Here is a 23,180-nt window from a genome sequence, read left to right on the forward strand (position 1 = left end):
GTCCTCTGCCTACACTGGAGCGATGTTGACGCCCTCCGTCGTTCTGTTCGCCTGTATTGCGTGGACCGTACTGCTGTTCGGCGTGGCCCTCTGGGGCGAGCGCCGGGGGCATCGGCTTTCGAAGGTGTGGCCGCTCATCTATGCGCTGTCGCTGGCAGTGCACTGCACCGCGTGGACCTATTACGGCGCGGCGTCACAGGGCCTGCAATGGGGCTTCCCGATTCCTCCGACCCTGGCGGGCATGGCGCTGATATTTGCCTTCGGCCTGCCGTTCCTGCTCCGCCTGGGGAGGCTGGCCAAGCAGCATAACAGCGCCACCATCGCCGACCTGGTGGTCGCGCGGCTGCGTGCGGATCGGGGACTCGGGTTCACCATCACTCTGGTCGCGCTGATCGGCATCATTCCCTACATCGCCCTGCAGCTGAAGGCTGTCAGCCAGGGCCTGGGCGCCCTGCTCGGTGATCGCTTCGCGCCTGCTGGCGCGCAGCTGGACATGTCGTTCTGGTTCGCGTTGACCATGGCCGCGTTCACGCTGCTGTTCGGCGCACGCAAGGCGTCGGCCACCGAACCCAATCGTGGCATCGTGGTCGCGCTGGGGCTGGAGTCGTTATTGAAGCTGGTGGCGCTGCTGGCTATTGGCCTCTACGCGGCGCTGTCGGTGCGCCAGGCGGGCACGCCACTGCTGGAAAAGATGGCACAGCTTCCACCACCAGCCATCATGCCGGACTACCTCACCATGGTCGCGCTGGGAGCGATCTCCGCGTTCACCCTGCCTCACCAGTTCCATGTCGGCGTGGTCGAGCTGCGCCAGACCTCGGACCTGAAGACGGCGCGCTGGATGTTCCCGGTCTACCTGTTGCTGATCGGGCTGCCATCGGTGCCGATGGCGCTGGCCGGTGCCGCGCAGCTGCCCGCATCGGTGTCGCCCGACCTGTACGTGCTGGCGCTGCCGCAGGCCGGTGGCCACCACCTGCTGGCCTTGCTGGCCTACCTGGGCAGCCTGAGCGCCGCCACCGGCATGATGATCCTGTCCGGGCTGACCCTGTCGATCATGCTCGGCAACCATGGCTTCGGTTCGAGGCTGCTGGACGGCATCGCCGGCGGCGCGGCGGCAGCTGACCTGCGTCCGCGCGTGCTCGCCTTCCGCCGTGCTGGCATCCTTGCCGTGTTCCTGATGTCGTGGCTGTACAGCCGCGCGATGAGCGACACCGAGGCACTCAGCGATTTCGGCCTGATGTCATTCACCGCCCTCTCGCAGCTGGCACCGGCGGTGCTGCTTGCGGTGTATCGCCCACGCACGCCCTCCCCGGCCATCATTGCCGGCATCGTGCTGGGTTCGCTGGCCTGGTTGTGGCTGGTGCTGTTGCCGATGGTGATCCCCGCCGCGCCGGCGTCGGCCGCCCGCGACGGACTGCATTGGCTGGCCGTGGTCTCGCTGCGCATGCAGCCGGGCCATATCGCCATCAGCATGGGCGCCAGCCTGGCGGTGAACCTGCTGACGGTTGCGCTGGTGTCGCGCGCGGTGCGCCCTTCGTTGCCGCGACGACGGGATGCGGTGGCGGCCGCCTCGCTGCGCAAGACGGCCGGACGCTTTCTCGGCCAGGAGCGGGCGCGGCAACTGATGGACGGGCATGCCGGACAGCTGCTGGATGACGACCGGGTCATCACCATCGAACGCGAACTGACCGCTGTGGTCGGTGCGGGCATGGCGAGGCTGCTGGTGGAGGCCGCTCGCGACGGCGGTGCAGCGCCACTGGATGCGGTGACCCGTGCAGTCGGCGAAGCAACCCAGGTGCTGCGCTTCAACCAGCGCCTGCTGGAGGCGGCGCTGGAGAACATGAGCCAGGGCATCAGCGTGGTCGACGCGCAGCTGCAGTTGGTGGCTTGGAACAGTCAGTACGCCGCGTTGTTCAAGTTTCCGCCCGAGCTGCTACAAGTAGGACAGCCGGTGATCAACCTTACGGCTTGGGCGCTGGACGAACTGAAGATCGGCGAAGGACCCGGTGACTCCCGCGACAAGGCCTTGCAGCGCCGCGTGGCACACATGCAGCGCGGCACGCCGCATCTGTCCGAACGGATTTTCCCCGACAACACCATCGTCGAGATCCGTGGCAATCCAATGCCGGGCGGCGGTTACGTGGCCACCTTCACCGACGTCACTGCGTTCCGCCGGGCCGAGGAAGCACTCAAGCGCAGCAACGAAACCCTGGAGCGCCGCGTGCAGGACCGCACCGCACGGCTGGAACAGGCGGTGCACGAAGCCGAGCGCGCGAACGTTGCCAAGACCCGCTTCCTGACTGCGGTCGGTCACGACCTTATCCAGCCACTGCATGCGGCGCAGCTGCTGACCGATGCGATGTCGCAGCACATCGAATCGGAGTTCCTCGACAGCTTCCTGCGCCAGATCCGCGGTGCGCTGGATTCCACCGATGACCTGCTATCCGGACTTCTGGATATCTCCCGGCTGGAAGCCGGTGGTCTGGTGGCCGATCCACGCGCGTTCGCGCTGTCGACCGTGCTCGATCCGCTCGCGCAGGAGTTCGCGGTGCTGGCGACGGCGCGCGGGCTGCAGTTCCGCTACCTGCGGACCCGTGCCTGGGTCCACACCGATCCGCTGCTGCTGCGCCGGGTGCTGCAGAATTTCCTGGCCAATGCCATCCGTTACACGCGCCATGGTGGCGTGCTGCTGGGCGTGCGCCGCCATGGCCATGCACTGTTGGTTGGCGTGCATGACAGTGGCCCCGGCATCGCGCCCGAGCAGCAGGCGATCGTGTTCGAGGAATTCCATCGCGGCGACCGCAGCAACGGCCAGGGACTGGGACTGGGCCTGACCATCGCGCAGCGCATCGCCGAGCTGCTCCATGCGCCGCTGCAGTTGCGCAGCGTGCTCGATCACGGCTCGACGTTCTCGATCAGCGTGGTGCGGGCAGCACCGCCGGCTGCCCCGCCCACGGAGCCCGCCGCAGCGGGTACCAGCACCGTCAAGGGCATCCGCGTGCTGGTGGTCGACAACGACGCGGACGCGCTGGAGGCGATGCGGCAGATGCTGCTGGCCTGGGGCTGCGAAGTAGTCGCGGTGCGTGCCGCCAGCGAGGTCGGCGCGTCAGCGCATGCGGCCGCGTTGTGGCTGTTCGACTACCACCTGGATGATGGCGATACCGGCGTGGCGCTCTGGCAGCGGCTGCAAGCCGAGCATGGGCAGCGGCCAACGGTCATTCTCAGCGCCGATACCGGCAGCGGCACGCGCGAGGCGGTGCGTGCGGCAGGACTTTCACTGTTGAACAAGCCCTTCAAGCCACTGGCGCTGCGCTGGGCGATCAACCATCTGCTGGCAGCACCTGGCACAGCAACATCCTGAGAGATCAGGTGTCCTGGGTGCCTTCAATCTGCCGGGACGGATCGGCCAGTCCCATTTCGTGCAGCACGCGGATCGCCTGTGCACGGTTGCGGACTCCCAGTCGCTCCATGATACGCGTCATGTGCGCCTTGACGGTGCGCAGCTGTACACCCAACCGGTCGGCGATCTGCTTGTTGAGCAGTCCTTCGGCCACCAGGCTCAGCACCTTGTACTGATGTGCGGACAGGCTGGCCAGGCGCGCGGCCAGGTCGGCATCCTTGCTGAAGGGCGCCACCCGCGCCACTGGCTCACGCAGCAGTGCAGGAATCCAGCGTTCGCCCTCCAGTACCGACCGCAGCGCGGACTGCAGCTCGTTCAGTCCGGAACTTTTGGGCAGGTAGCCGGCCGCGCCCAGGTCAACTGCGCGGCGGATCACCTGCGGCTCTTCGTTGGCCGAGACGATGATGATCGCCAGTCCCGGCTGCAATGCACGGATGGTCGCAAGGCCGGCAAGCCCATGGTTGCCGGGCATGTGCAGGTCCAGCAGCATCAGGTCGATCTGCTGGTGTTCCAGGACCTCGAGCACGCTGTCCAGCGAGTCGGCCTCGCTGATCTGCAGATCGGCGACCGCCTCTTCGGCCGCGCGATGCAGTGCCGCGCGGAACAAGGGATGGTCATCGGCGATGAGCAGGGTCGGCATGGCAAGGCGAGAGTAGCAAATCGTCTGCCGTTGGACAGGGGTACCTAGGTACGCTGGCGCGCTCAGGCGGGATTGCTAGTGTGGACGAATGAAGACCGGCCACTGACAGGCCGCCCACGAGGTCACCCCATGCCATTCGCTCCCGATGCCTCTGCCTATCCGCTGCTGATCAAGCAACTGCTGCACACGCCGCTTGCGGTGAATCCTGACCAGGAGATCGTCTATGGCGATTCGGTCCGCTTCGACTACCGCACCCTGCAGGCGCGCATCGGCCAGTTGGCCGGATTGCTGACTTCGCTGGGGGTGAAGCACGGCGATACGGTGGCGGTGATGGACTGGGACAGCAACCGCTATCTGGAAGCGTATTTCGCCGTGCCGATGATCGGCGCGGTGCTGATGATGGTGAACGTGCGCCTGGCGCCCGAGCAGATCGCCTATACGCTGAACCACAGCGGTGCACGGGTTATCCTCGCCAACCGTGAGTTCCTGGCGATACTGGAAGGCATCGACGGACAATTGCCGGACCTGCGCACGCGCATCCTGCTGGACGATGCCGGCGGCCCGTTGCCAGACGGTTTCGTGACCGAGTACGAGGCCGGTCTGCGGGCTGCCACTGCGACCACCCATTTCCCGGACTTCGACGAAAACACCCGCGCAACGGTGTTCTACACGACCGGCACCACCGGCCTGCCAAAAGGTGTCTACTTCAGCCATCGGCAGCTGGTCCTGCACTCGCTGACGGGGATGGCGGCGCTGGGCAGCGCGGCCAACCAGGGACGCCTGCACCGCGGCGATGTCTACATGCCGATCACCCCCATGTTCCACGTGCACGCTTGGGGCCTGCCGTATGTGGCGACACTGCTGGGCATCAAGCAGGTCTACCCCGGCCGTTATCTGCCAGCCAACCTGCTGGCATTGATTGCCCGCGAGAAAGTGACCTTCTCGCACTGCGTACCAACCATCCTGCACATGCTGCTGGAACACCCGCTCGCGGCGGAGACGGACCTGGGCAACTGGAAGGTGATCATCGGCGGCGCGGCCCTGCCGCGGGCATTGGCGCTGCGGGCACTGGCACGCGGCATCGACATCTTCGGTGGCTACGGCATGTCCGAGACCTGCCCGCTGCTGACCCTGGCGCAGATCGATGCGGATGCCGTGATTGATATGGATGAGGTTCTGTCGCTGCGAACCAAGGCCGGCATTCCGGTGCCGCTGGTGGACCTGCGCATTGTCGATCCGGACATGAACGATGTCGCCCACGATGGCATCGCCACCGGCGAGGTCGTGGTGCGGGCGCCCTGGCTCACCCAGGGCTACCTGCACAATCCGGATGCATCGGCGGCATTGTGGGCAGGCGGCTACCTGCACACCGGGGACATCGGCAACATCGACAGCGGCGGCTACCTGCGCGTGACCGACCGCATCAAGGATGTGATCAAGACCGGTGGCGAGTGGATCTCATCGCTTGCGCTGGAGGACATCATCGCGCTGCATCCGGCGGTCAGCGAGGTCGCGGTGATCGGTATCGCCGACACGAAATGGGGCGAGCGGCCGTTGCCGCTGGTGGTCAGGCAGCCGGGCAGTGAAGTAAGCGAGACAGAGATCATCGAACTGATCGCAGCCCGTAGCCGCGCCGGGGATATCTCACGTTATGCGATTCCGGAGCGGGTCAGTTTCGTGGATTCGATCGAGCGCACCAGCGTGGGCAAGATCAATAAGAAGAAGCTGCGGGGGCTGCATGATGTGGGCGTCAAGCCTTGGTGATCGATGTTCGAGCCCCAGGCTACTGGCAACGGCGCATCGTCGGCCAAGCGTAACAACGACATTTGACTGCCAATTCTATTGTGGAATTCGTATACATTTGTGTAAACCGACTTTCCGAAGGGCAACTCAAGGATGAATATGCGCGATAGGTTGGCCGAGCACATTGCTCGCCGCATCGGAGACTACCTCGAACTAGCGGGGCGCCCATGGCCCGGGGAAGAACAGGATCTGTATTGCTTTGTGCGAAGCATCGTTTCCGATGAACGGCTGCTTTGGAGCCTGCGTGAGGAACGACTGTGGGAATACCGTCTGGAACACAGAATGCTGGACATTTTCGAAGAACAGCAGCAGAGATTGGAACAGCATGTTTCCAAAGAAACTGCGTCCATTCTTAGGAGCATCGAGTCGATACGTTCGAGTGAAACGGCAGTTTGCCGATTCAGAGATGGGCCGCCAATGGGGGATTTCTCTCAGCTCATCGTTGCAGGAGGGCCATCATCGAAGGCGGTGGCGCAAGGCCGAGCCTTAGCTGACGACTTCCTGAAAAGCTGGTTACTAGACGCTGTCGAGATCACAATCCTTGATCCATTCCTGTTCAAGCGCGAAGCACCTTGGAGTGATACGCCCGAGACAGCAGACGAACGGGCTGCGGCTGAGGTGAAGTATGCCGATGATCTGCTGCAGGTGATCGGTAAGAACAAGAAGACTAATTTCATCTACAAAGGAAATCCGGGCAGATCCGACGGAGGGCCAATCAAAGTAACCCAAGGCGTCGCGAACCGATTTGCTGCTCGTATGGGCGAATTTAGAATGAAGCCTACGTTCTGCGTCGTCGACGATCTACACGATCGCGTCTGGATGAAGCGGGACGATCGCGCACGCTGGCACGCGTGCGCGGTGGGCACTTCTCGCGGCGGAGTTGGCAAACGCCCTACTTACATACTCCAGATGAGTCCTGAAGATTGTGCGGAGTACTTAAAATACGTCGAGTATCTGGTAGGGACTGCTCAAAAGAGTCATGAAAGGCCGCTGGATTTCAAGCGGAAGCGCGCACGAGCTGGCTCCTAGCTACCGCTATTGGCACTCCCGGCGACATCAATTGGCCAGCAAATGTTGTGGCAGCCCCGTTCTGGGGCAACGGGCGTGGTGGGGGCGGGCCAGGATCTTTCCCGGAATCAAATCCGCGTCGTCGCCATGAACCGCTCGCGATCCTGCTGCGTGCGGCGGCGGATCTCTTCCAGCGCCTGGCTCTCGGTGGCCTGCAGCATCGCTTCGAACAGGCGCTGGAAGTGATGGCGCATCGCATTGCGCGCGGCCACCGGATCACGCGCACGCAAGGCTTCGAAGATCGCCATGTGCTCGTCGGCTCGGCTGGCGCCATCGTCATGGCAGACCCGCGAATAGACCTCGGTGACGCGCGGCAGCTCGCTGCGCATGCGCCAGATCTGCTGCACGAAGTACTCCACCACCGGATTGCCTGACAGGCGCGCAATGGTCAGATGGAAACGGCGATCGTACTCGCCGGCTTCCTCGTCACTCAGGTCGCGACGGCACAGCGCTTCGGCCAACACCTGCAGTTCGGCGATACCGGCATCATCCAGGTTGCTGGCGGCCAGCGCGGCAGCCTCGGCCTCGAATACCGCGCGGGCAGCGGTGAGGTCGAAGGCACTGACATCCGGCAACCCACCCGGAACCTGCGTCGGCCGCGGCTTCACATGCACGCCGGAGCCGATGCGGATGGCGATCCAACCCTGTGCTTCCAGTGCGATCTCGGCCTCGCGGATGGTCACCCGGCTGACGCCGAACCGTTCGGCCAGCTCACGTTCGCCCGGCAGGCGCGAGCCCGGCGGAAATTCGCCGTCCTCGATCAGCTTGCGTAGCTTGGCGGCGATGGTCTGGTAAAGGCGGTTGGCGGACATGCGGCTGACCCTTGGCGATTCCTTCCGGGTCCCTGCCCTGCCACCGCGGCCGGCAAGGGTCCGGTTGGAGCGACGGCGCGACCACTGGCCGCGCCGCCCTGTTCAGAACTTGTATCGTACACCGAAATACGCACGCCGCCCGTAGGTCACCACTTCGCGGAAGTTCCCATAAAGCGGCTGGTAGGCCACGCGCGGCTCGTTGGTCAGGTTCATCAGTTCCAGCGACAGCGACAACTGCTTGTTTACCCGGTAGCGCAGGCGCAGGTCGACGCTGGTGTTGTCGTCGTAGTAGCGGTTCTGCTGAGCGGTATTGCCAGTGAAGTCCTGGTAATAGTGCGAGCGGAACTTGCCGATGGCCTGGATGTTGAAGCGCCCAACGTCCCAGTAGATCGAACCGGACAGCACGTGCCGCGAGAAACCGCTCAGACCCGCCGGTGGCACGATGGCCGGAATGATCGTGCCATCACTGGCCAGCTGCTCGCCCAGCCGCGAATCCTGGGTCTGGTAGTCGGCATCGGCGTAGTTGTAGCTGACCTTGAAGCCCAGCCCGTCGAAAGGCTTGGGCAGGTACGACAGTCGATGGGTAGCGCTCAGCTCGAAGCCGGTCAGCGTGCTGTCTTCGTCGGTGGTCACCTGCTGCCGCACCGGCACGGTCACGCTCTGTCCATCGATGGTGTAGGTCTCCGGCACCAGCGCCGTGGCGGTGCCGCCGTTGAACTTTTTCCAGTACACCGCACCGGCCAGCAGGGTGTCCGGGTTCGGGTACCACTCCAGCGACAGGTCCCCGTTCCAGGACATCAGGGGTTGTGCAGCCGGGTTGCCACTGGCGCTGATGTCGTCCAGCGCATCGGCCAGATTGCCGTAGGTGGCATCGCTGCTGACGTTGATGGTGCGCCCTGCGCCCAGCGCGGCGATATCCGGCCGCGACATCGCGCGGTAGGCGCCGACCCGCAGCAACAGGTCCGGCCGCAGTTCGAAAGCCGCGTTCAGGCTGGGCAGCAGCTTGTCGTTGCCCGCCTTGAACACCTGGGTGCTGTAGTCGCCGGTGGGCTGCAGACGGATCGTACCGTCTCCGTTGTCTTCAATGCGCAGGCCGGTACGTACCCCTTCGGAACGCACATCGGTCTTCACCCAGCGCAGGCCCAGGTTGCCGGTCACCGGCAGCCCGAACAACGAGCTGCTGAACTCGCCCATCAGGTAGAGCGCGCGGGTCTTCTCGGTGATATCGACATTGTTCGGATCCTGGAAGCCCGGATCGAGGCCGCTGTCCAGGCTGCCACGGAACGACTGGTACAGGCAGTTCGGATCGAAGTAGGCCCAGGACGAAATCGTGTTGCCGCTGGCGGCATCCATGAAGTCATCCTGCGGGAACGGCGCGCGGCAGGCCTGGCTGGCGGCGATGATCTTCGCCTTGTCGGCCGCCACGCGCTGGTCGTAGTCGGTCACCAGGGTGTTGTCTCGCAGGCGGTAGTCGGCCTGGCTGGCGCGCACGCCGCCCTTGATGCGGGTGAAGAAGCCCGATTCCGGCATGAAGCTGGCATCGAAGCGGCCGGCCTTGATCTTGTGGTCGTTCTCCGTTGCGCTGGAAGTGACGCGCGCCGCGCCGGTGTAGGCGTCCCAGTTGTTGGGGTCGAAGTTCGGCGCCAGGGCAACACTGGGCACTTCGCCATGCCAGTCCCAGTCGTAGTCCACGTACCCGGTGGCGCCACTGCTGATGCCGGGCACGATAGCGTTGTTGACGTCGCGCTGGTTCGCGCGCAGCCGGGTCATGCGCTCGCTGTCGAGACGATTGGTGTGCGAGTAGGAAAGATCGGTGGACAGTTCCCACGCCGCGCTTGGCCGCAGGATCAGATTCAGGCCGCCGCCGGTGTATTCCTCTCCGCGCCAATAGCGATTGGAGGTGGAATCGATCGAAGTGCTGCCATGCAGGTGTCTCACGATACCCTCGTCGTCCACCTCGCGCTGGGTGATGCCGCGGCGCGCATTGGACAGGCTCAGGTCGCTGCGGTTCTCGTACCAGTTGCGCTGGGTGTGCTCGAAGTCGACATTCAATTCGACCACGTCATTGGGCCGCCACTGCAGTGCGGCAAACTCGCTCTGCCGATCGTTGCGCTCCTGCTTGAGGCGATAGATGCGACTGCTCGGCACCAGGTAATACGGCGCGCCGTTGGCGATGGCCTGCGCACTGACTTCGCCACAGTTGGCATTGGCCACGTTCTGCATGCCATCGCAGGCATACCAGGTGGAACCGCTGGTGATGCTCTCTTCCGGATCGGAACCTTCCAGGCGCTGGAAGCCCAGCGATATACCCAGCTTCTGCCCATTGCCGAACTCGAACTGGTCGATGTAGCTGGCGGTGCCGCGGTAGCCGATGCCGTCGTCGTCGCGGTACTTCTTGTCATACTCGGCCCAGCTGCCACGCATATCGATCTGCGCCGAGCGCTTGCCGTACTCCAATGGCCGTACCGTTTCCAGGCCGATGGTGCCGGCCACGCCACCTTCGATGATGTCGGCGCGCTGGGTCTTGTAGATGGCCACCGTGTTGATCAGCTCGGCCGGGAACATGTTGAAGTTGACCGAGCGGTCGCCACTGCCGTTGGTGATCTCGCGACCGTTGAAGTTGGTGCTGCTGAGGAAGGCGCCCAGGCCACGGATCGAGATCTCCGAGGCACCGGTCTTGTCGCGGGTCGAGGCGGCACCGGTCAGGGTCTCGATGGCATCGGCCAGCGACGGCGCCGGCAGGTCGCCGATGTCGTCGGCGGAGAGCACATCGGCAATGACCGTATCGTCGCGCTTCTTGTTGATCGAACTCTGCATGGACTCGCGGATGCCGGTGACCTGCACCTGGTCCAGCGTGGTGGGATCCTGCCCCGCCCCGTCCTTGCCTGACTGCGCCTGGGCAGTGGGTATGCCCGCCAATGCGGCGAGCAGCGCCACGATCAGCGGTGTGGGGGACAACGAGATGCTGTGCACTGCTCCGGCGGGTCGCCGCATGGTTTCCTCCTCCCAAAGGATCGCCTGCACGGCAGGCGTGGGATGCAGCTTCGGCACGGCGACATGAAAATGTCAACCAACTGGTATGCAATTATTCAAATGCCTTTGTTTCATACCACTTGTCCGCCATTTAATGTGCTTGTGCAGCATGACTTTGCGCCAAAGCTGGCTTACAAAGGACGCCGAAGTGGTATGCAAGCCCACCCTGAAACGACGGCACGGCCGCCTCTGGAAGGATTTCATGCGCATTCGCTCGCTCGTGCGACACCCACTCAATAATTCATCACTGTTTTGCCTGGCCACTGGTCTGGCAATGTGCCTGACCACTTCAGCGGCAAGTGCAGCCAGCTGGCTCGTCCACGATGTCGCTGAGTTCGCTACGGCCGCCTCGGCGCTGCAGCCCGGTGATGAGATCGTGTTGGCTGACGGCACCTGGACCGACGCCCGCCTCCTGCTGAAAGGCCAAGGAACGGACGCAGCGCCGATCGTGTTGCGCGCGCAGACGGCCGGCAAGGTCGTCCTCAGCGGACGCTCGGACCTGCGCCTGGCGGGTAGCTACCTGCAGGTGTCCAATCTGGTGTTCCGCAACGGCTACGCACCCGGCGACGCGGTGGTGGCGTTCCGCGAATCCAGCAAGGCGGTCGCCAGCAGCAGCCGCGTCACCGGCCTGGTGATCGACGACTACACCAACCCCGATGCCAGCGACCAGGACTACTGGGTTTCCTTCTATGGCAGCCACAACCGCCTCGACCACAGCCAGCTGCGCGGCAAGACCAATGCCGGCCCCACCGTGGTGGTGGTGCGCGATGCCACCCAGGGCCTGGACAACCAGCACCGTATCGACCACAACTGGTTCGGGCCGCGCCCGGCGCTGGGCGTCAACGGTGGCGAAACGATCCGCGTCGGCACCAGCGACACCTCGTTGAGCGATTCCAACAGTACGGTGGAGAACAACTGGTTCGAAGGCTGCGACGGCGAGACCGAGATCATCAGCAACAAGTCCGGCGGCAATACCTACCGCGGCAACGTGTTCTACCGCTCGGCCGGCGCGCTCACGCTACGCCACGGCAACGGCAACCGCGTGATCGACAACGTGTTCCTGGGCGATGACAAGGCCGGCACCGGCGGCGTGCGCATCATCAATGCCGACCAGACCGTCAGCAACAACTACTTCGAACGGCTGGCCGGTTCCAGCAACCGTTCCGCGCTGGCGGTGATGGATGCGCAAGCCGATCCGCCGCTGTCCGGTTATGCGCCGGTGGTCAACGCCGCGATCAGCCGCAACACCTTCGTGGATGTGGCGAAGATCAGTTTCGGCGTCGGCCATGATGAAGCCAAGGGCATCGTGGTCGCCGCCAGCAACAGCCGCTTCACCGGCAACCTGATCGTCAACCGCACCAGCAGGAACCCGCCCAACGCCGCCAGTTCGCTGGCCGGCATCAGCTTCAGCGGCAACCTGCAGTCACCGCAGGCCAGCCCGGTGTTTCCTGGCGGTGTCGAAGGCCGCACGATCACCCTGCAGCAGTCCGCCAACGATTTATGGGTACCCGCGCCCGCCCTGCCAACTGCCGGCGCAGATCCCGGCCTGGCGATGACGGCGCGCACAGCAACCGGGGTGGACTGGTATCCCAAGGTGGGCGAGGTTGCCCTGTCACGCACCAGCACCGGAGTTGATCGATGAGGTTGCAACCGTTGTCCGTTTCCCTGGTCCTGGCCTTGACCGTTCCGTTCGCCCTGCTTCCCGCTGCGCCGCTGCTGGCGGCACCTTCGGCATCAGCGCGCCAGGCCGATGCCGCACCAGTGCTGGTGACTGCCGCGCAATGGCAGCAGATGGCCAGCGAAGGCAGCCGTTACCCGTGGTTTGCCAAGGAACAGGCACGCTCGCAGAAGACTCTGCAGGAGATGATGAAAGCCGGTATCGACGTGCCGGTGCCCAGGGACAAAGGCGGTGGCCGCACCCATGAACAGCACAAGCGCAACTACCAGGCGCTGCTTGCGGCCGGCACGCTGTACCGGCTGACCGGCGACAAGGCCTATGTTGATTACGCGCGCGACATGCTGCTGCAGTACGCGAAGCTCTACCCCACGCTTGGGCCGCATCCGGAAGGCCGCGGGCAGATTCCCGGCCGCGTGTTCTGGCAGGTACTGAACGATTCGGTGTGGCTGGTCAACGCCATCCAGGGTTACGACGCGATCCGTGATGCATTGTCCACCGAGGATCGCAACACCATCGAATCGAAGGTGTTGCGACCGATGGCGGAGTTCCTGGTGAGCGAGCCGAAGAACTACGACCAGATCCACAACCATGCGACCTGGGCGGTGGCTGCGACCGGCATGACCGGCTACGTGCTGCGCGACCCGGAGCTGGTGGAGAAATCCCTGCGTGGCAGCCAGAAGAACGACCAGTTTGGCTTCCTGCGCCAGATCGACCTACTGTTCTCGCCCGATGGCTATTACGAGGAAGGCCCCTACTACCAGCGCTATGCGTTGGCGCCGTTCCTGCTGTTCGCCAACGCCATCGAGCGCAACGAGCCGCAGCGGAAGATCTTCCAGCGTCGCGATGGCGTACTGCTGAAGGCAGTGGACGTGTTGGTGCAGACCAGCTACGGCGGCCTGTTCTTCCCGATCAACGACGCCATCCTCGACAAAGGCATCGATACCGAGGAGCTGGTGGCTGGCATCGGCATCGCCTATGCACGCACCGGCGACGATCGCCTGCTGTCGGTGGCACAGCAGCAGAAGCGCCTGCTGCTGTCGCCCGAAGGCCTGCAAGTGGCGCAGGCACTGGCCGCCAACAAGGCCAAGCCCTTCGATTATCGACCGATGCTGCTGCGCGACGGGCCCGACGGCGATCGCGGCGGCCTGGCGATCCTGCGCATGAACGGCGAACGCGGCCAGGCGCTGGTGCAGAAGGACACCATGCAGGGCATGGGCCATGGCCACTTCGACAAGCTCAACTGGCTGTTCTACGACAAAGGCAACCCGGTGGTGACCGACTACGGCGCCGCCCGCTTCCTCAACGTGGAAGCCAAGCGCGGCGGCATCTACCTGGCCGAGAACCGCAGCTGGGCCAAGCAGACCGTGGCCCACAACACCCTGGTGGTGGACGAGCAGAGCCACTTCAAGGGCGACTGGAAGCGCGGCGAGGAACATGCGCCGCAGGTGCGTTTCTTCCAGGCCGATGCCGATACCCAGATAGCCTCGGCAATGATGCGCGACGCCTACCCTGGCGTGGTCTTCACCCGTACCCAGGCACTGCTGCGCCACCCGGACCTTGCCCTTCCGGTGGTGCTGGACCTGATGCAGGTACACGGTGACAAGACCGCGCGCTACGACCTGCCGCTGCACTTCAACGGGCATATCGTCAGCACCGGCTTCGAGGCCGAACATTTCCCCGCACAGCGCCCGGTGCTGGGTGCGGACAACGGTTACCAGCACCTGTGGCTGGATGCCCGCAGCAAGCCTGGCAGCGAACCGCGCTCGCTGGCTTGGCTGCTGGATGGTCGCTTCTACACCTATCGTTTCGGCAGCAGCGCACCATCGCAGGCACTGCTGGTGGAAAGCGGCGCCAACGATCCCGAATTCAACCTGCGCCGTGAACCTGCACTGCTGCAGCGCGTGGAAGGACAGAAGGATGTGACTTTCTTCAGCGTGCTGGAACCCCACGGCGAGTACAACGGCACCGCCGAGTACGTGCACGGTGCCGACAGCCGCATCCGCGAGGTGGTGCGCACCCGTGGCAGCGACGCAGAAGTGATCGAGCTGCGCCTGGCCAGCGGTGCACGCATCGCGCTGGGCGTGGCCGACGACAGCAGCGCCAAGGGCGAGCACAGCGTGACCGTGGACGGCCATGCCTACCGCTGGAGCGGCAGCCACGCGCGCATCGACCGCAGCAAGGGTGATGAAAAATGAACGGCCCTGCGGTGGTGGCCAATCTGCGCAAGGTGCCGGTGCGGTCGGCCGTACGCTGGCTGATCGTTGGCCTGATCGCCGTGGCTACGGTCATCAACTACATCGACCGCAATGCGCTGGCGGTGATGTGGCCGGAAATCGCCAAGGAAGTAGGCGCGACCAAGGACGACTATGCCCTGCTGGTAACGGTGTTCATGCTGTTCTACGCCGCCGGCCAGTTCCTGTTCGGGCGCCTGTTCGACATGATCGGCACTCGGCTGGGTTTCGCCCTGTCGATCAGCGTGTGGTCGATCTCCATCGCTCTGCACTCGATCACCCATTCGATGCTGTCCTTCAGCCTGGTGAGGGCAATGCTCGGCATCAGCGAGGCAGGCGCGTGGCCCGGCGCGGTGAAGGCCAATGCCGAGTGGTTCCCGGCGCGCGAACGCGCGTTGGCGCAAGGCGTGTTCAACGCAGGTGCGTCGATCGGCGCGATCGTCTCCGCACCGGCCATCGCCGGCCTGTACCTGTGGCTGGGTTGGCGCGGTACCTTCGTGCTGGTTGGTGCGATCGGCTTCCTGTGGTTGCTGCCGTGGCTGTTCGTGTACCGAGCCGGGCCAGACAAGCATCCGTGGGTGAGCGATGCCGAACGCCGCTTGATCATGGAAGACCAGGCCGGGCAACAGACAGAGGCGGCGCCGAAGGCCAGCGTGCGCGAGCTGCTGGCCCATCGCCAGAGCTGGGGCATGCTCGCCTGCCGCTTCCTGTTGGACCCGATCTGGTGGCTGTTCGTGTCCTGGCTGCCGATCTACCTGGCTGAAACGTTCGGCTTCGACATCAAGCAGATCGGCCTGTTCGCCTGGGTGCCGTTTGTCGGCGCAATGCTGGGCAGCCTCAGCGGCGGCTGGCTGTCGGGTCGCATGATCCGCGCGGGGCACAGCGTGGACCGTGCACGCAAGCTGGCCATCACGCTGGGCTGCGTGATCATGGCCCCCGCCCTGCTGGGCGCGGTGCTGGCCAACCAGCCACTGCTGGCCGTGCTGGCGATCGCTGCGGTGCTGTTCGGATTCCAGGTGGCCATCGGCAACATCCAGACCCTGCCCGGCGATCTGTTCGACGGTCGCTCGGTTGGCACGCTGGCCGGCCTGGGTGGCCTGGCGGCGGTCGCCGGCACCTTGATCACCACCTGGCTGGTGCCGGTGCTGACCCGCCACTCCTATGCCCCGATCTTCATCCTCGTCGCCGCGCTGGTGCCGCTGTCGCTGGCTGCACTGTGGTGGTGGACCGGGCCGATCCACAAGCTCGACCGTCGCGGCGGCTGAGCCTGGGTCTCCTTCTCTTCCAAGTACATCCATTCCCCCGCAAACCAAGGAGTTTTCCGCATGTCGTTCCAGGACAAGGTGGCCATTGTCACCGGCGGTGGCCGCGATATCGGCCGCGCCGTCTCGATCAAGCTGGCCGCTGCAGGCGCCCGTGTCTGCCTCAATTACGCCAATGACGAAGCCAGTGCACTGGAGACGCTGGCGATCATCGAGGCGGCCGGCGGCCAGGCTATCGCCCATCGCGCCGACGTCACCGATGCCGCTGCCGTGGCCGGCCTGGTCGCTTCGGCACAGGCCGCGTTCGGCGAGCGCATTGACCTGCTGGTGAACGTGGCCGGTGGCATGGTGCAGCGTCGACCGCTGGCCGAGATCGACCCGGCGTTCTTCCACACCGTGATGGACCTGAACCTGACCTCGACCTACCTGACCACGCACGCGGTGGTGCCGCACATGCGCGAAGGCGCGGCCATCGTCAATTTCGCCTCGCAGGCCGGCCGTGATGGTGGTGGCCCTGGCGCGTCGATCTATGCCACCGCCAAGGCGGCGGTGATGACTTTCACTCGCGCCATGGCCAAGGAGCTGGGTCCGAAGGGCATCCGCGTGAACGCGCTGTGCTGCGGCATGATCGCCACCCGCTTCCATGACCAGTTCACCAAGCCGGAAGTGCGCACTGCGGTGGCGGGCGCCACTCCGCTGCGCCGGCAGGGCCTGCCGGAAGAAGCGGCGGATGCGGCGGTCTACCTGGCCTCGGATGCGGCGGCCTTCATCACCGGCGCGAACCTGGACGTCAACGGCGGCACCTACTTCTCCTGATACCTGACCGGACTCCTGCCCATGCAGCGCTGGACACTTCTACTTTCATTGACACTCTGTTCCGCCATGACCGCCCCCGCCGCATGGGCGGCGCCGGTCTGGGTCACCGCATGGACCGCGTCACCGGCACCCGACCGCAAGGACGGAATGCCCGAGGCACCGGTACAGTTCGCCGCGCAGACCGTGCGCCAGGACATGCGGATCGGCAGCCGTGGCGACGCGTTGCGGCTGCGCATCAGCAACGAACTCGGCACTGCGCCGTTACGGGTCGAGGACCTGCGCGTAGGAGTGAAGAACGGCAAGTCCGCTCCTCTGCCGGTAACGGTGGATGGCCGCGCGGTCATCGAGGTGCCGGTGGGTGCCGCGCTGCTGAGCGACCCGGTACCGATGCCGGTGGCGCCGCTGCAGGAGATCAGCGTGACGGCCTACTTCCCGCAGCCTACCCATCCCGCCGTGCGCCGCACCGAAGTGCGGGTAGCGGACGGCAGGCAGACATCGGTTGCTGACAGCGTGCGGCTGAGCTACCAGCAGAACGTGTTCTCGGCAGTGATGGTGCAGCGCGCTGATCGTCCCCAGGTGATCGTGGCACTAGGTGATTCCATCACGGAAGGTGCCACCGCCCGCCGTGGCACCTTCAACCAGTGGCCGGAGCGCCTGGCGCAGCGCCTGCAGCAGGCCTGCCCGGACCGCTTCGTGGTGCTCAACCAAGGCATCAGCGGCAACAAACTGCTCGACCATGGCCGCAGCCACAGCGCCCTGTCACGTTTGGACCGCGATGTGATCGCGGTGGCCGACGCCGACCAGGTAATCCTGTTCGAAGGCATCAACGATATCCGCCATGGCGGCGGTACGCAGCCGGTGCCTGGCCGTACTGCGGCGGACATGCTGATGGGCTATCAGCAGGTTGCAGCGCGACTGCATGCGCACGGCATCCGCGCCTGGCTGGGTACGTTGACCCCATTCGGCGGTTCCGAGCGCTACGAGCCCGTGTCCGCAGCGACCCGCACAACGATCAACCAGTGGGCACGCGGCGGGAAGACCGGGTTCGATGGCATCATCGATTTCGATGCCGCGCTGCGTGACCCGAAGGCCGCGGAATCGTTGCCCAACGACATCACTCGCGACCACCTGCACCCCAATGACGAAGGCTACCGGCGCATGGCCGATGCCATCGACCTGGGCATGCTGGGCTGCCCGTCCCCGTGCTGAGAGAGAACCGATGAGTCGCATCGTGTGTTTCGGTGAATTGCTGTTGCGCCTGGGTGCACCGGGCCATGAACTACTGCTGCAATCACCTCAGCTGCAGGTTCATGTGGGCGGAGCTGAGGCGAACGTGGCCGTGTCACTGTCATGCTTCGGGCATGACGTCGAGATGATCAGTACTGTTCCCGACAATGCACTGGGGCGGCATGCGGTGGCTGAACTACGCCGGCATCGAGTGGGTACGTGCGGCGTGCATCAGGTTCAACGTGATCGCATGGGCCTGTATTTCCTGGCCACCGGCGCACTGCAGCGCGCCAGTGAGGTGGTCTATGACCGGGCGGGTTCGGCATTCGCCAACGGTACCCTTGCCGACCATGACTGGCCGACGCTGCTACGTGATACGCAGTGGCTGCACCTTTCCGGCGTCAGTCCGGCCTTGGGCGCCAATGTTGCAGAATCCGTATTGAGCGCTGCACGGGCCGCACGCAAGGCAGGCGTGCGTGTGTCTTTCGACGGCAACTACCGCCCTTCGCTCTGGCAGCGCTGGGGTGGCAACGCTGCCGCCATCCTGCGGGAGCTGTTCGCCGAAGCGGATATCATCTTTGCCGATCATCGCGATATCGAACTGGTGCTTGGGCTGCGCTTTGCCCAGGACGATGTAGTTGCCCGCGTTGAAGCCGCCGCAGCTGCCGCCTTCGCCAGCTTCCCGCAACTGCAGTGGCTGGCCTGTACCCAGCGCGAGGTGGTCAGCGCCGATCATCACGTACTGGGTGCGCTGCTGCTCGGGCGCGACGGCACCCGCGCACAGGCACCCTCGCGACCACTGCCCGGCATCGTTGACCGGATTGGTGGCGGCGATGCATTTGCGGCCGGCATCCTGCATGGCCTGGTGTCCGGGTTTGATGCAGAGAACACCGTCCGTTTCGGTCTGGCCGCAGGCGCATTGAAGCACTCCATTCCCGGGGACTTCAGTCCCGTGCGCGAGGCCGAGGTCTGGGCGCTGCTGGAAAGCGAGCAGTTCGACGTCCGGCGCTGATCGGACCGGTTGCCCGATTACTCTGCAGTCCGCGCCGCAGTGCCCTGATTGAGCCGAAGGTAGACGCTGCCGGTGCGGGTATCGAGCAGGAGATTGAACTGCTGCAGCGCCTCACTGCCAAGGATTCCTTCACCGCCGGAGCCATCGTCATCAAGGGTGATCGAGGCCTTGGCATCTTTCAGCTGCAGGCTTGAAATGGTCGCCACAGGCACGCGCACGTCCACCGCCCTGATCTTGCGGCCCGCGCTGCCGCTGAACTGTGATGTTCCCAACCGCTCCGGGAACGCCGCCTGCAGATCATGGGTAGCACCGAATGCATAGGCCAGATCGATGCTGCCATTGCTGCCCGTGTCCAGTGCAAGCCAGGGCATGAAGGTACGACTGCCGTTGCTGAGCGCGACCTGGATGGCCGGGGTATTGTCGATCCAGCGCACGTTGGCCCTGACATACCCGACGAGTTCGGGTAGATCGTCATGCACGCGCAGCACGCTGCGGTCGTAGTCGATCTCCAGAACCCTTCCCAGGAAGAAGGTCCAGCCCAGCACCGCATCGAAGGGTCTCCCCTGGTAGTCGATCACTACGGCTCCCATCGGTCGCCGCATGGCGCCGATCTGGACGGAGTTATGCGTGCTGTAGTCGAGAAAAGTCACTCCGTCGGAGCCGGTATTCTCGCTCTGGTCGTCAATGACCAGCTTTGCATCCTGTTGAACGTGCCTGGCAACCGCCAGCGCCGATGCGCCGGTATCGACGAGGAGGCGAAGCGGGCGCGAACCGTTGATTGCGCCTTCGACGTAGATCCGATGGTCTTTGCCCAGCTCGAAGGGGATCTCGGTGACCGCAGCGCTGGCCGTGAGCGGCCCCAGCAGGATCATCACCATGCATCGGAATGCTGCGCGGGGAATTGCATGCATTGAAAGGCTCCTTCCCAAAGCGTGGCGCAGCGGGCGCTGTGCTCATCGCGACTTGGATGCAGATGCCGATGAAAAGGTTTAACGCTCTGGTGCGATTGATTGCCGAGCCGCCAGGCCCGGATCATTTGCCCGATATCCATGCTTCCAGTGCCGCAGTGTCTCTCATGTCGCCCTCATACCGGCGATGGGGAACATGCGGTTGATTCGAACCACGCACCCGTCCCCGAAAAACCTTCATCGGCACCGAGATCCTGGCCAGCCCGCTGGGCAACCGTTCCGGCCGTACATCCATGTAAAGGCTGTCGGCCGAGGTCTCCACGCCTACCTGCTCTGCACCCAGCTGCTTCCACAGGTCCAGTGCATCCAGGCAGGCCGAGCCACAGGAGGCGTCGGTCAGCACCACCACCCTGCCGCTGCGCGTTGATCCGGCACGGACCGGCTTCGATGCCTCACCCGCCGGGATGCTGGAAGGGTCATGCCACAGCGCCTCCCCTCTCTCAGCCGCCTGCGTCATTCCCGCCGTCACGGTTTCCAGCATGCGCAGCAGCTCGGGCGATGCGTCGGGCGCCTGCTTCAACTTCTGCAGGAACCCGCGGAGCTGGGCGATGTTGGCATCGGACGTCCGCCATTCGACCCAGCTGTGGTCAGGCAGCGCATCCACGGCAGTACGCCCCCAGATCAATCGTGACAGTTCAATGCTCCATTGCGAAGCACCGCCACTGTTGCCACGTACGTCGAGCACCACCAGCGGCGCCTGCTGAAGCGCTTCGGTTTTCAGCGAAAGCTGCTCAAGCAGGCCGGTCAGTTCCCTGAAGTTCTGCTCGGTCGGGTCGGCGTTGAAGCTGCTGGTAGTGATCCAGTAGCCGCCATCGGGCATCGTGTGCCAATCATTGGCCGGGCGGAAACTGCGGCGGGTGTCGGCCAGGCGCTGCTTGCGGGTTTCCAGGTCAAGCGGCTTCCACTGCAGCGCATAGGCCTTCTCATGCCCACCCGCTCCGAAAATGCAGGAGTGCAGCGTAGTCACGAACGGATTGCCCTGGTCCAGCATCACTTCGCCGCCGGTCAGGATGCGGCTGGCCTGCAGATTCCAGCGCCCGCTGAAGTCACCCACCCGGCGTGCAGCCAGTGTCTGTGCATCAATGCCATCACACGACAGCAATCGCGCGCCCAGTGGCGGATGGCCCGGGCCACCCTCCACGGTCATGACCACCTGCCTGTCGCCGTCGAAGCCGGTCAGGAAGCCGGGCCAACGTGTCGGCAGCTCGGGCGCACCGGCAAGTGCATTGAGGCTGACATGGCCATCATTGAACGCCGCCGCATAGCCCTTCATCGCCCACCAGTACCCGGCGAAACTGCCGACACGGCCCGTACGTGAGCGTGCAAGCGCCAACGCATCGTCCAGCTGTGCAACGAAACCGGGATTCTGCCGGTCAACCATGCCTGGATGACTGCCGCGCATGGCCGCGTCGGCGGCATCCAGATCCTTCATCAGTGTGGCCGACCAGTCGGTCGGTGCATCCTGCGCGCCCGGAGCGGCAAGCAGCGCACCCATCAGCAGCCCCGTGATCGTCATCGATTCAACCCTGCCCTGGATCAATCTGCAGTCTGGCAGCTTTCCGGCCTGCTATGCCGAGCCCGCCGCAACGGGCGCGGCACCCCATCAATGCAACGGCACCTTCAGTACCGAAGGTGCATTGGCCGGCGAACTGAAGGTCACCGCACCACCGAGCTGGCTGATGCCCGCATAGCGCAGATCCACCGTATCGACCACCAGGGTCAGGCGGCTGCCGGCCGGAATGTTCCAGCTGCTCGCCTCCAGGCGCAGGTCGAGCGTCTTCGGCTGGCCCGGCGTGGCACCGCGTAGCGTGTAGGGCTTGTGGCTGATCAGCTGGCCATTGCCCAGCACATCTTCCGCGTACAGGTACGCATACAGCGTGGTGTTGGCGCGGCTGGGGGTGACGGTTACGCGCACTTCGGGGGCACCATCCAGGCGCTGTGCGCTCCAGTAGATCGGCCCCTGCCAGACACCGGCGGCATTGCGTCCGACGAACGGCACGTAGGCCCCCGGTGGCAGATTGATCATCTGCAGCGCGCCAGACGCCATCACGATGCCGGAGTTGGCGGCCGTCAGCAGGCCACTGCCGATGCGATAGTTCCAGCCCGTGGTACGCCCGTTCTCTGCCAGGCCACCGGTGGGCAGCAGCAGCCCGCCCGGTGCGGTCAGTCCGTAGCTGACGGCGCCACTGTTGGTGGCCTGCCAGTCCGGATAGCGGCTCCAGCTGCCCTTCTGCGACTTCAGTTGCACCGCCGCCTGGCGCTCGATCCCATTGGGCGTGCCTTTCAGGTAGTGATCGAACCACGCCCCCACCTGGTCATAGACCTCATTGGGAATTCCCAGCGCACCGAAGGCCTCGTTGAGTGCGTGGTCGCCGTGGCGCAGCTGCAGCTGCTTGGGCCCCTTCAGGCGATTGAAGAAATCCACCAGCTGGCCCGGCGGGAACAGGCTGTCGTTGAACGCGTTGGCCAGGAAAATGGCTGGCTGGTTTGCGTTGATCTCGTCGATGCTGGCGCCGGGGCTGCGCTGAGCCGCAACCGGCAACAGCGAATCCACCGCACCCTGGTAGTTGCCGAGCAGCACGCTGCGGTTGATGGTGGCCAGCTCCGCACCTGGGCGCCCCGTGGCCAGCCCGGCCGCCACCAGCAGGGCGATGCCCTGTGCGCTGGGGGTGTCGTTGCTGTACAGCGACGCCTGCAGGTCAGCCCAACCGCTCAGGGCCGCTACCGCCTTGATCCGCGGGTCGCGCGCCGCCGCCAGCAGGCTGGTGCCGGCGCCGTAGGAGATGCCGGAGACGCCGATCCGCGCCGGATCAGCCTGGGTGTTGTCCAGCGCCCAGTCGATCAGGGCGCTGACATCTTCGACCGTGGCCGGTCCGGCAATGTCGATGGCGCCGCCCGATTCCCAGAAGCCGCGCGAACTGTAGCTGATGACCACGTAGCCACGTCGCGCCAATGACTGGGCCACGCCCACATATTCCACGCTCGGAACTGCCCAGCTGCTGGGCATCACCAGCAGCGGATAGCGGCCGCTGCCCGCGTCCTGCGGTTCGATGACGAAGGCCCCGAGAGGCGTTCCATCCCAGCTGGGAATGGTGCGGTGGGTAGTCTTGACCGTGGCCGCCCAGGCGGTGGGCGCCAGCCCTGTCAGCAGGATCAACAGCAGCAATATCTTGCGCATCGTCGTCTGTCCCCGTCGTTGGTGGTGCAACGGGTCGGACCGTACCAGTGCGAAT

General features: G+C 64.8%; 15 protein-coding genes. 9 read left to right on the forward strand and 6 right to left on the reverse strand.

The window, feature by feature from the left end; all coding sequences use genetic code 11:
* Positions 1-22: 22 nt before the first annotated feature.
* Entirely contained in the window at positions 23-3,358 is a 3,336-nt protein-coding gene (locus DI041_RS00265; protein ID WP_136638007.1) for a hybrid sensor histidine kinase/response regulator, read from the forward strand.
* A gap of 4 nt (positions 3,359-3,362) precedes the next feature.
* Here the strand turns inward: DI041_RS00265 and DI041_RS00270 are convergent, their stop codons facing one another.
* A complete protein-coding gene (locus tag DI041_RS00270; RefSeq protein WP_046985556.1) occupies positions 3,363-4,037 on the reverse strand; it encodes a response regulator transcription factor in 675 nt (224 codons plus the stop codon).
* A 129-nt stretch (positions 4,038-4,166) separates the two neighbouring features.
* Here DI041_RS00270 and DI041_RS00275 point away from each other — a divergent pair, with 129 nt between their 5' ends.
* Complete coding sequence (locus DI041_RS00275; RefSeq protein WP_136638006.1) at positions 4,167-5,801, forward strand: fatty acid--CoA ligase; 1,635 nt, start codon at positions 4,167-4,169, stop codon at positions 5,799-5,801.
* Between the two features lie 132 nt (positions 5,802-5,933).
* Positions 5,934-6,869: a hypothetical protein gene (locus DI041_RS00280; RefSeq protein ID WP_136638005.1), complete on the forward strand. Its 936-nt coding sequence runs from the start codon at positions 5,934-5,936 to the stop codon at positions 6,867-6,869.
* A gap of 107 nt (positions 6,870-6,976) precedes the next feature.
* Here the strand turns inward: DI041_RS00280 and DI041_RS00285 are convergent, their stop codons facing one another.
* Entirely contained in the window at positions 6,977-7,720 is a 744-nt protein-coding gene (locus DI041_RS00285) for a FadR/GntR family transcriptional regulator (RefSeq protein ID WP_046985559.1), read from the reverse strand.
* 102 nt (positions 7,721-7,822) lie between these two features.
* Positions 7,823-10,714, reverse strand: coding sequence for a TonB-dependent receptor (locus DI041_RS00290; protein ID WP_136638004.1), 2,892 nt, complete (start codon positions 10,712-10,714; stop codon positions 7,823-7,825).
* Between the two features lie 313 nt (positions 10,715-11,027).
* Here DI041_RS00290 and DI041_RS00295 point away from each other — a divergent pair, with 313 nt between their 5' ends.
* Genes DI041_RS00295 through DI041_RS00320 form a run of 6 tightly spaced genes read left to right on the forward strand, consistent with a single transcriptional unit; the run spans position 11,028 to position 18,979 of the window.
* Complete coding sequence (locus tag DI041_RS00295; protein ID WP_248298400.1) at positions 11,028-12,395, forward strand: polysaccharide lyase 6 family protein; 1,368 nt, start codon at positions 11,028-11,030, stop codon at positions 12,393-12,395.
* Positions 12,392-14,626: an oligoalginate lyase gene (locus DI041_RS00300; protein ID WP_136638002.1), complete on the forward strand. Its 2,235-nt coding sequence runs from the start codon at positions 12,392-12,394 to the stop codon at positions 14,624-14,626. Before DI041_RS00295 ends, DI041_RS00300 begins: the two co-directional genes overlap by 4 nt.
* A complete protein-coding gene (locus DI041_RS00305) occupies positions 14,623-15,927 on the forward strand; it encodes an MFS transporter (protein ID WP_046985562.1) in 1,305 nt (434 codons plus the stop codon). Before DI041_RS00300 ends, DI041_RS00305 begins: the two co-directional genes overlap by 4 nt.
* 60 nt (positions 15,928-15,987) lie before the next feature.
* Complete coding sequence (locus DI041_RS00310) at positions 15,988-16,740, forward strand: SDR family NAD(P)-dependent oxidoreductase (protein ID WP_136638001.1); 753 nt, start codon at positions 15,988-15,990, stop codon at positions 16,738-16,740.
* A 21-nt stretch (positions 16,741-16,761) separates the two neighbouring features.
* Entirely contained in the window at positions 16,762-17,949 is a 1,188-nt protein-coding gene (locus DI041_RS00315; protein WP_136638000.1) for a GDSL-type esterase/lipase family protein, read from the forward strand.
* A 10-nt stretch (positions 17,950-17,959) separates the two neighbouring features.
* The gene (locus tag DI041_RS00320) at positions 17,960-18,979 is read left to right on the forward strand and encodes a sugar kinase (protein WP_136637999.1); all 1,020 of its coding nucleotides are present in this window, start codon (positions 17,960-17,962) and stop codon (positions 18,977-18,979) included.
* Positions 18,980-18,996: 17 nt separating this feature from the next.
* Here the strand turns inward: DI041_RS00320 and DI041_RS00325 are convergent, their stop codons facing one another.
* The 3 genes from DI041_RS00325 to DI041_RS00335 form a co-directional block, all read right to left on the reverse strand.
* Positions 18,997-19,857, reverse strand: a complete 861-nt coding sequence (locus DI041_RS00325; protein WP_238378251.1) for a retropepsin-like aspartic protease — start codon at positions 19,855-19,857, stop codon at positions 18,997-18,999.
* Positions 19,858-20,011: 154 nt separating this feature from the next.
* Complete coding sequence (locus DI041_RS00330) at positions 20,012-21,463, reverse strand: S41 family peptidase (RefSeq protein ID WP_136637998.1); 1,452 nt, start codon at positions 21,461-21,463, stop codon at positions 20,012-20,014.
* A gap of 87 nt (positions 21,464-21,550) precedes the next feature.
* Positions 21,551-23,125, reverse strand: a complete 1,575-nt coding sequence (locus DI041_RS00335) for a S15 peptidase family protein (protein WP_136637997.1) — start codon at positions 23,123-23,125, stop codon at positions 21,551-21,553.
* Positions 23,126-23,180 lie beyond the last annotated feature (55 nt).

The organism is Stenotrophomonas maltophilia (assembly GCF_004920835.1).
Classification (GTDB): Bacteria; Pseudomonadota; Gammaproteobacteria; order Xanthomonadales; family Xanthomonadaceae; genus Stenotrophomonas; species Stenotrophomonas maltophilia_AQ.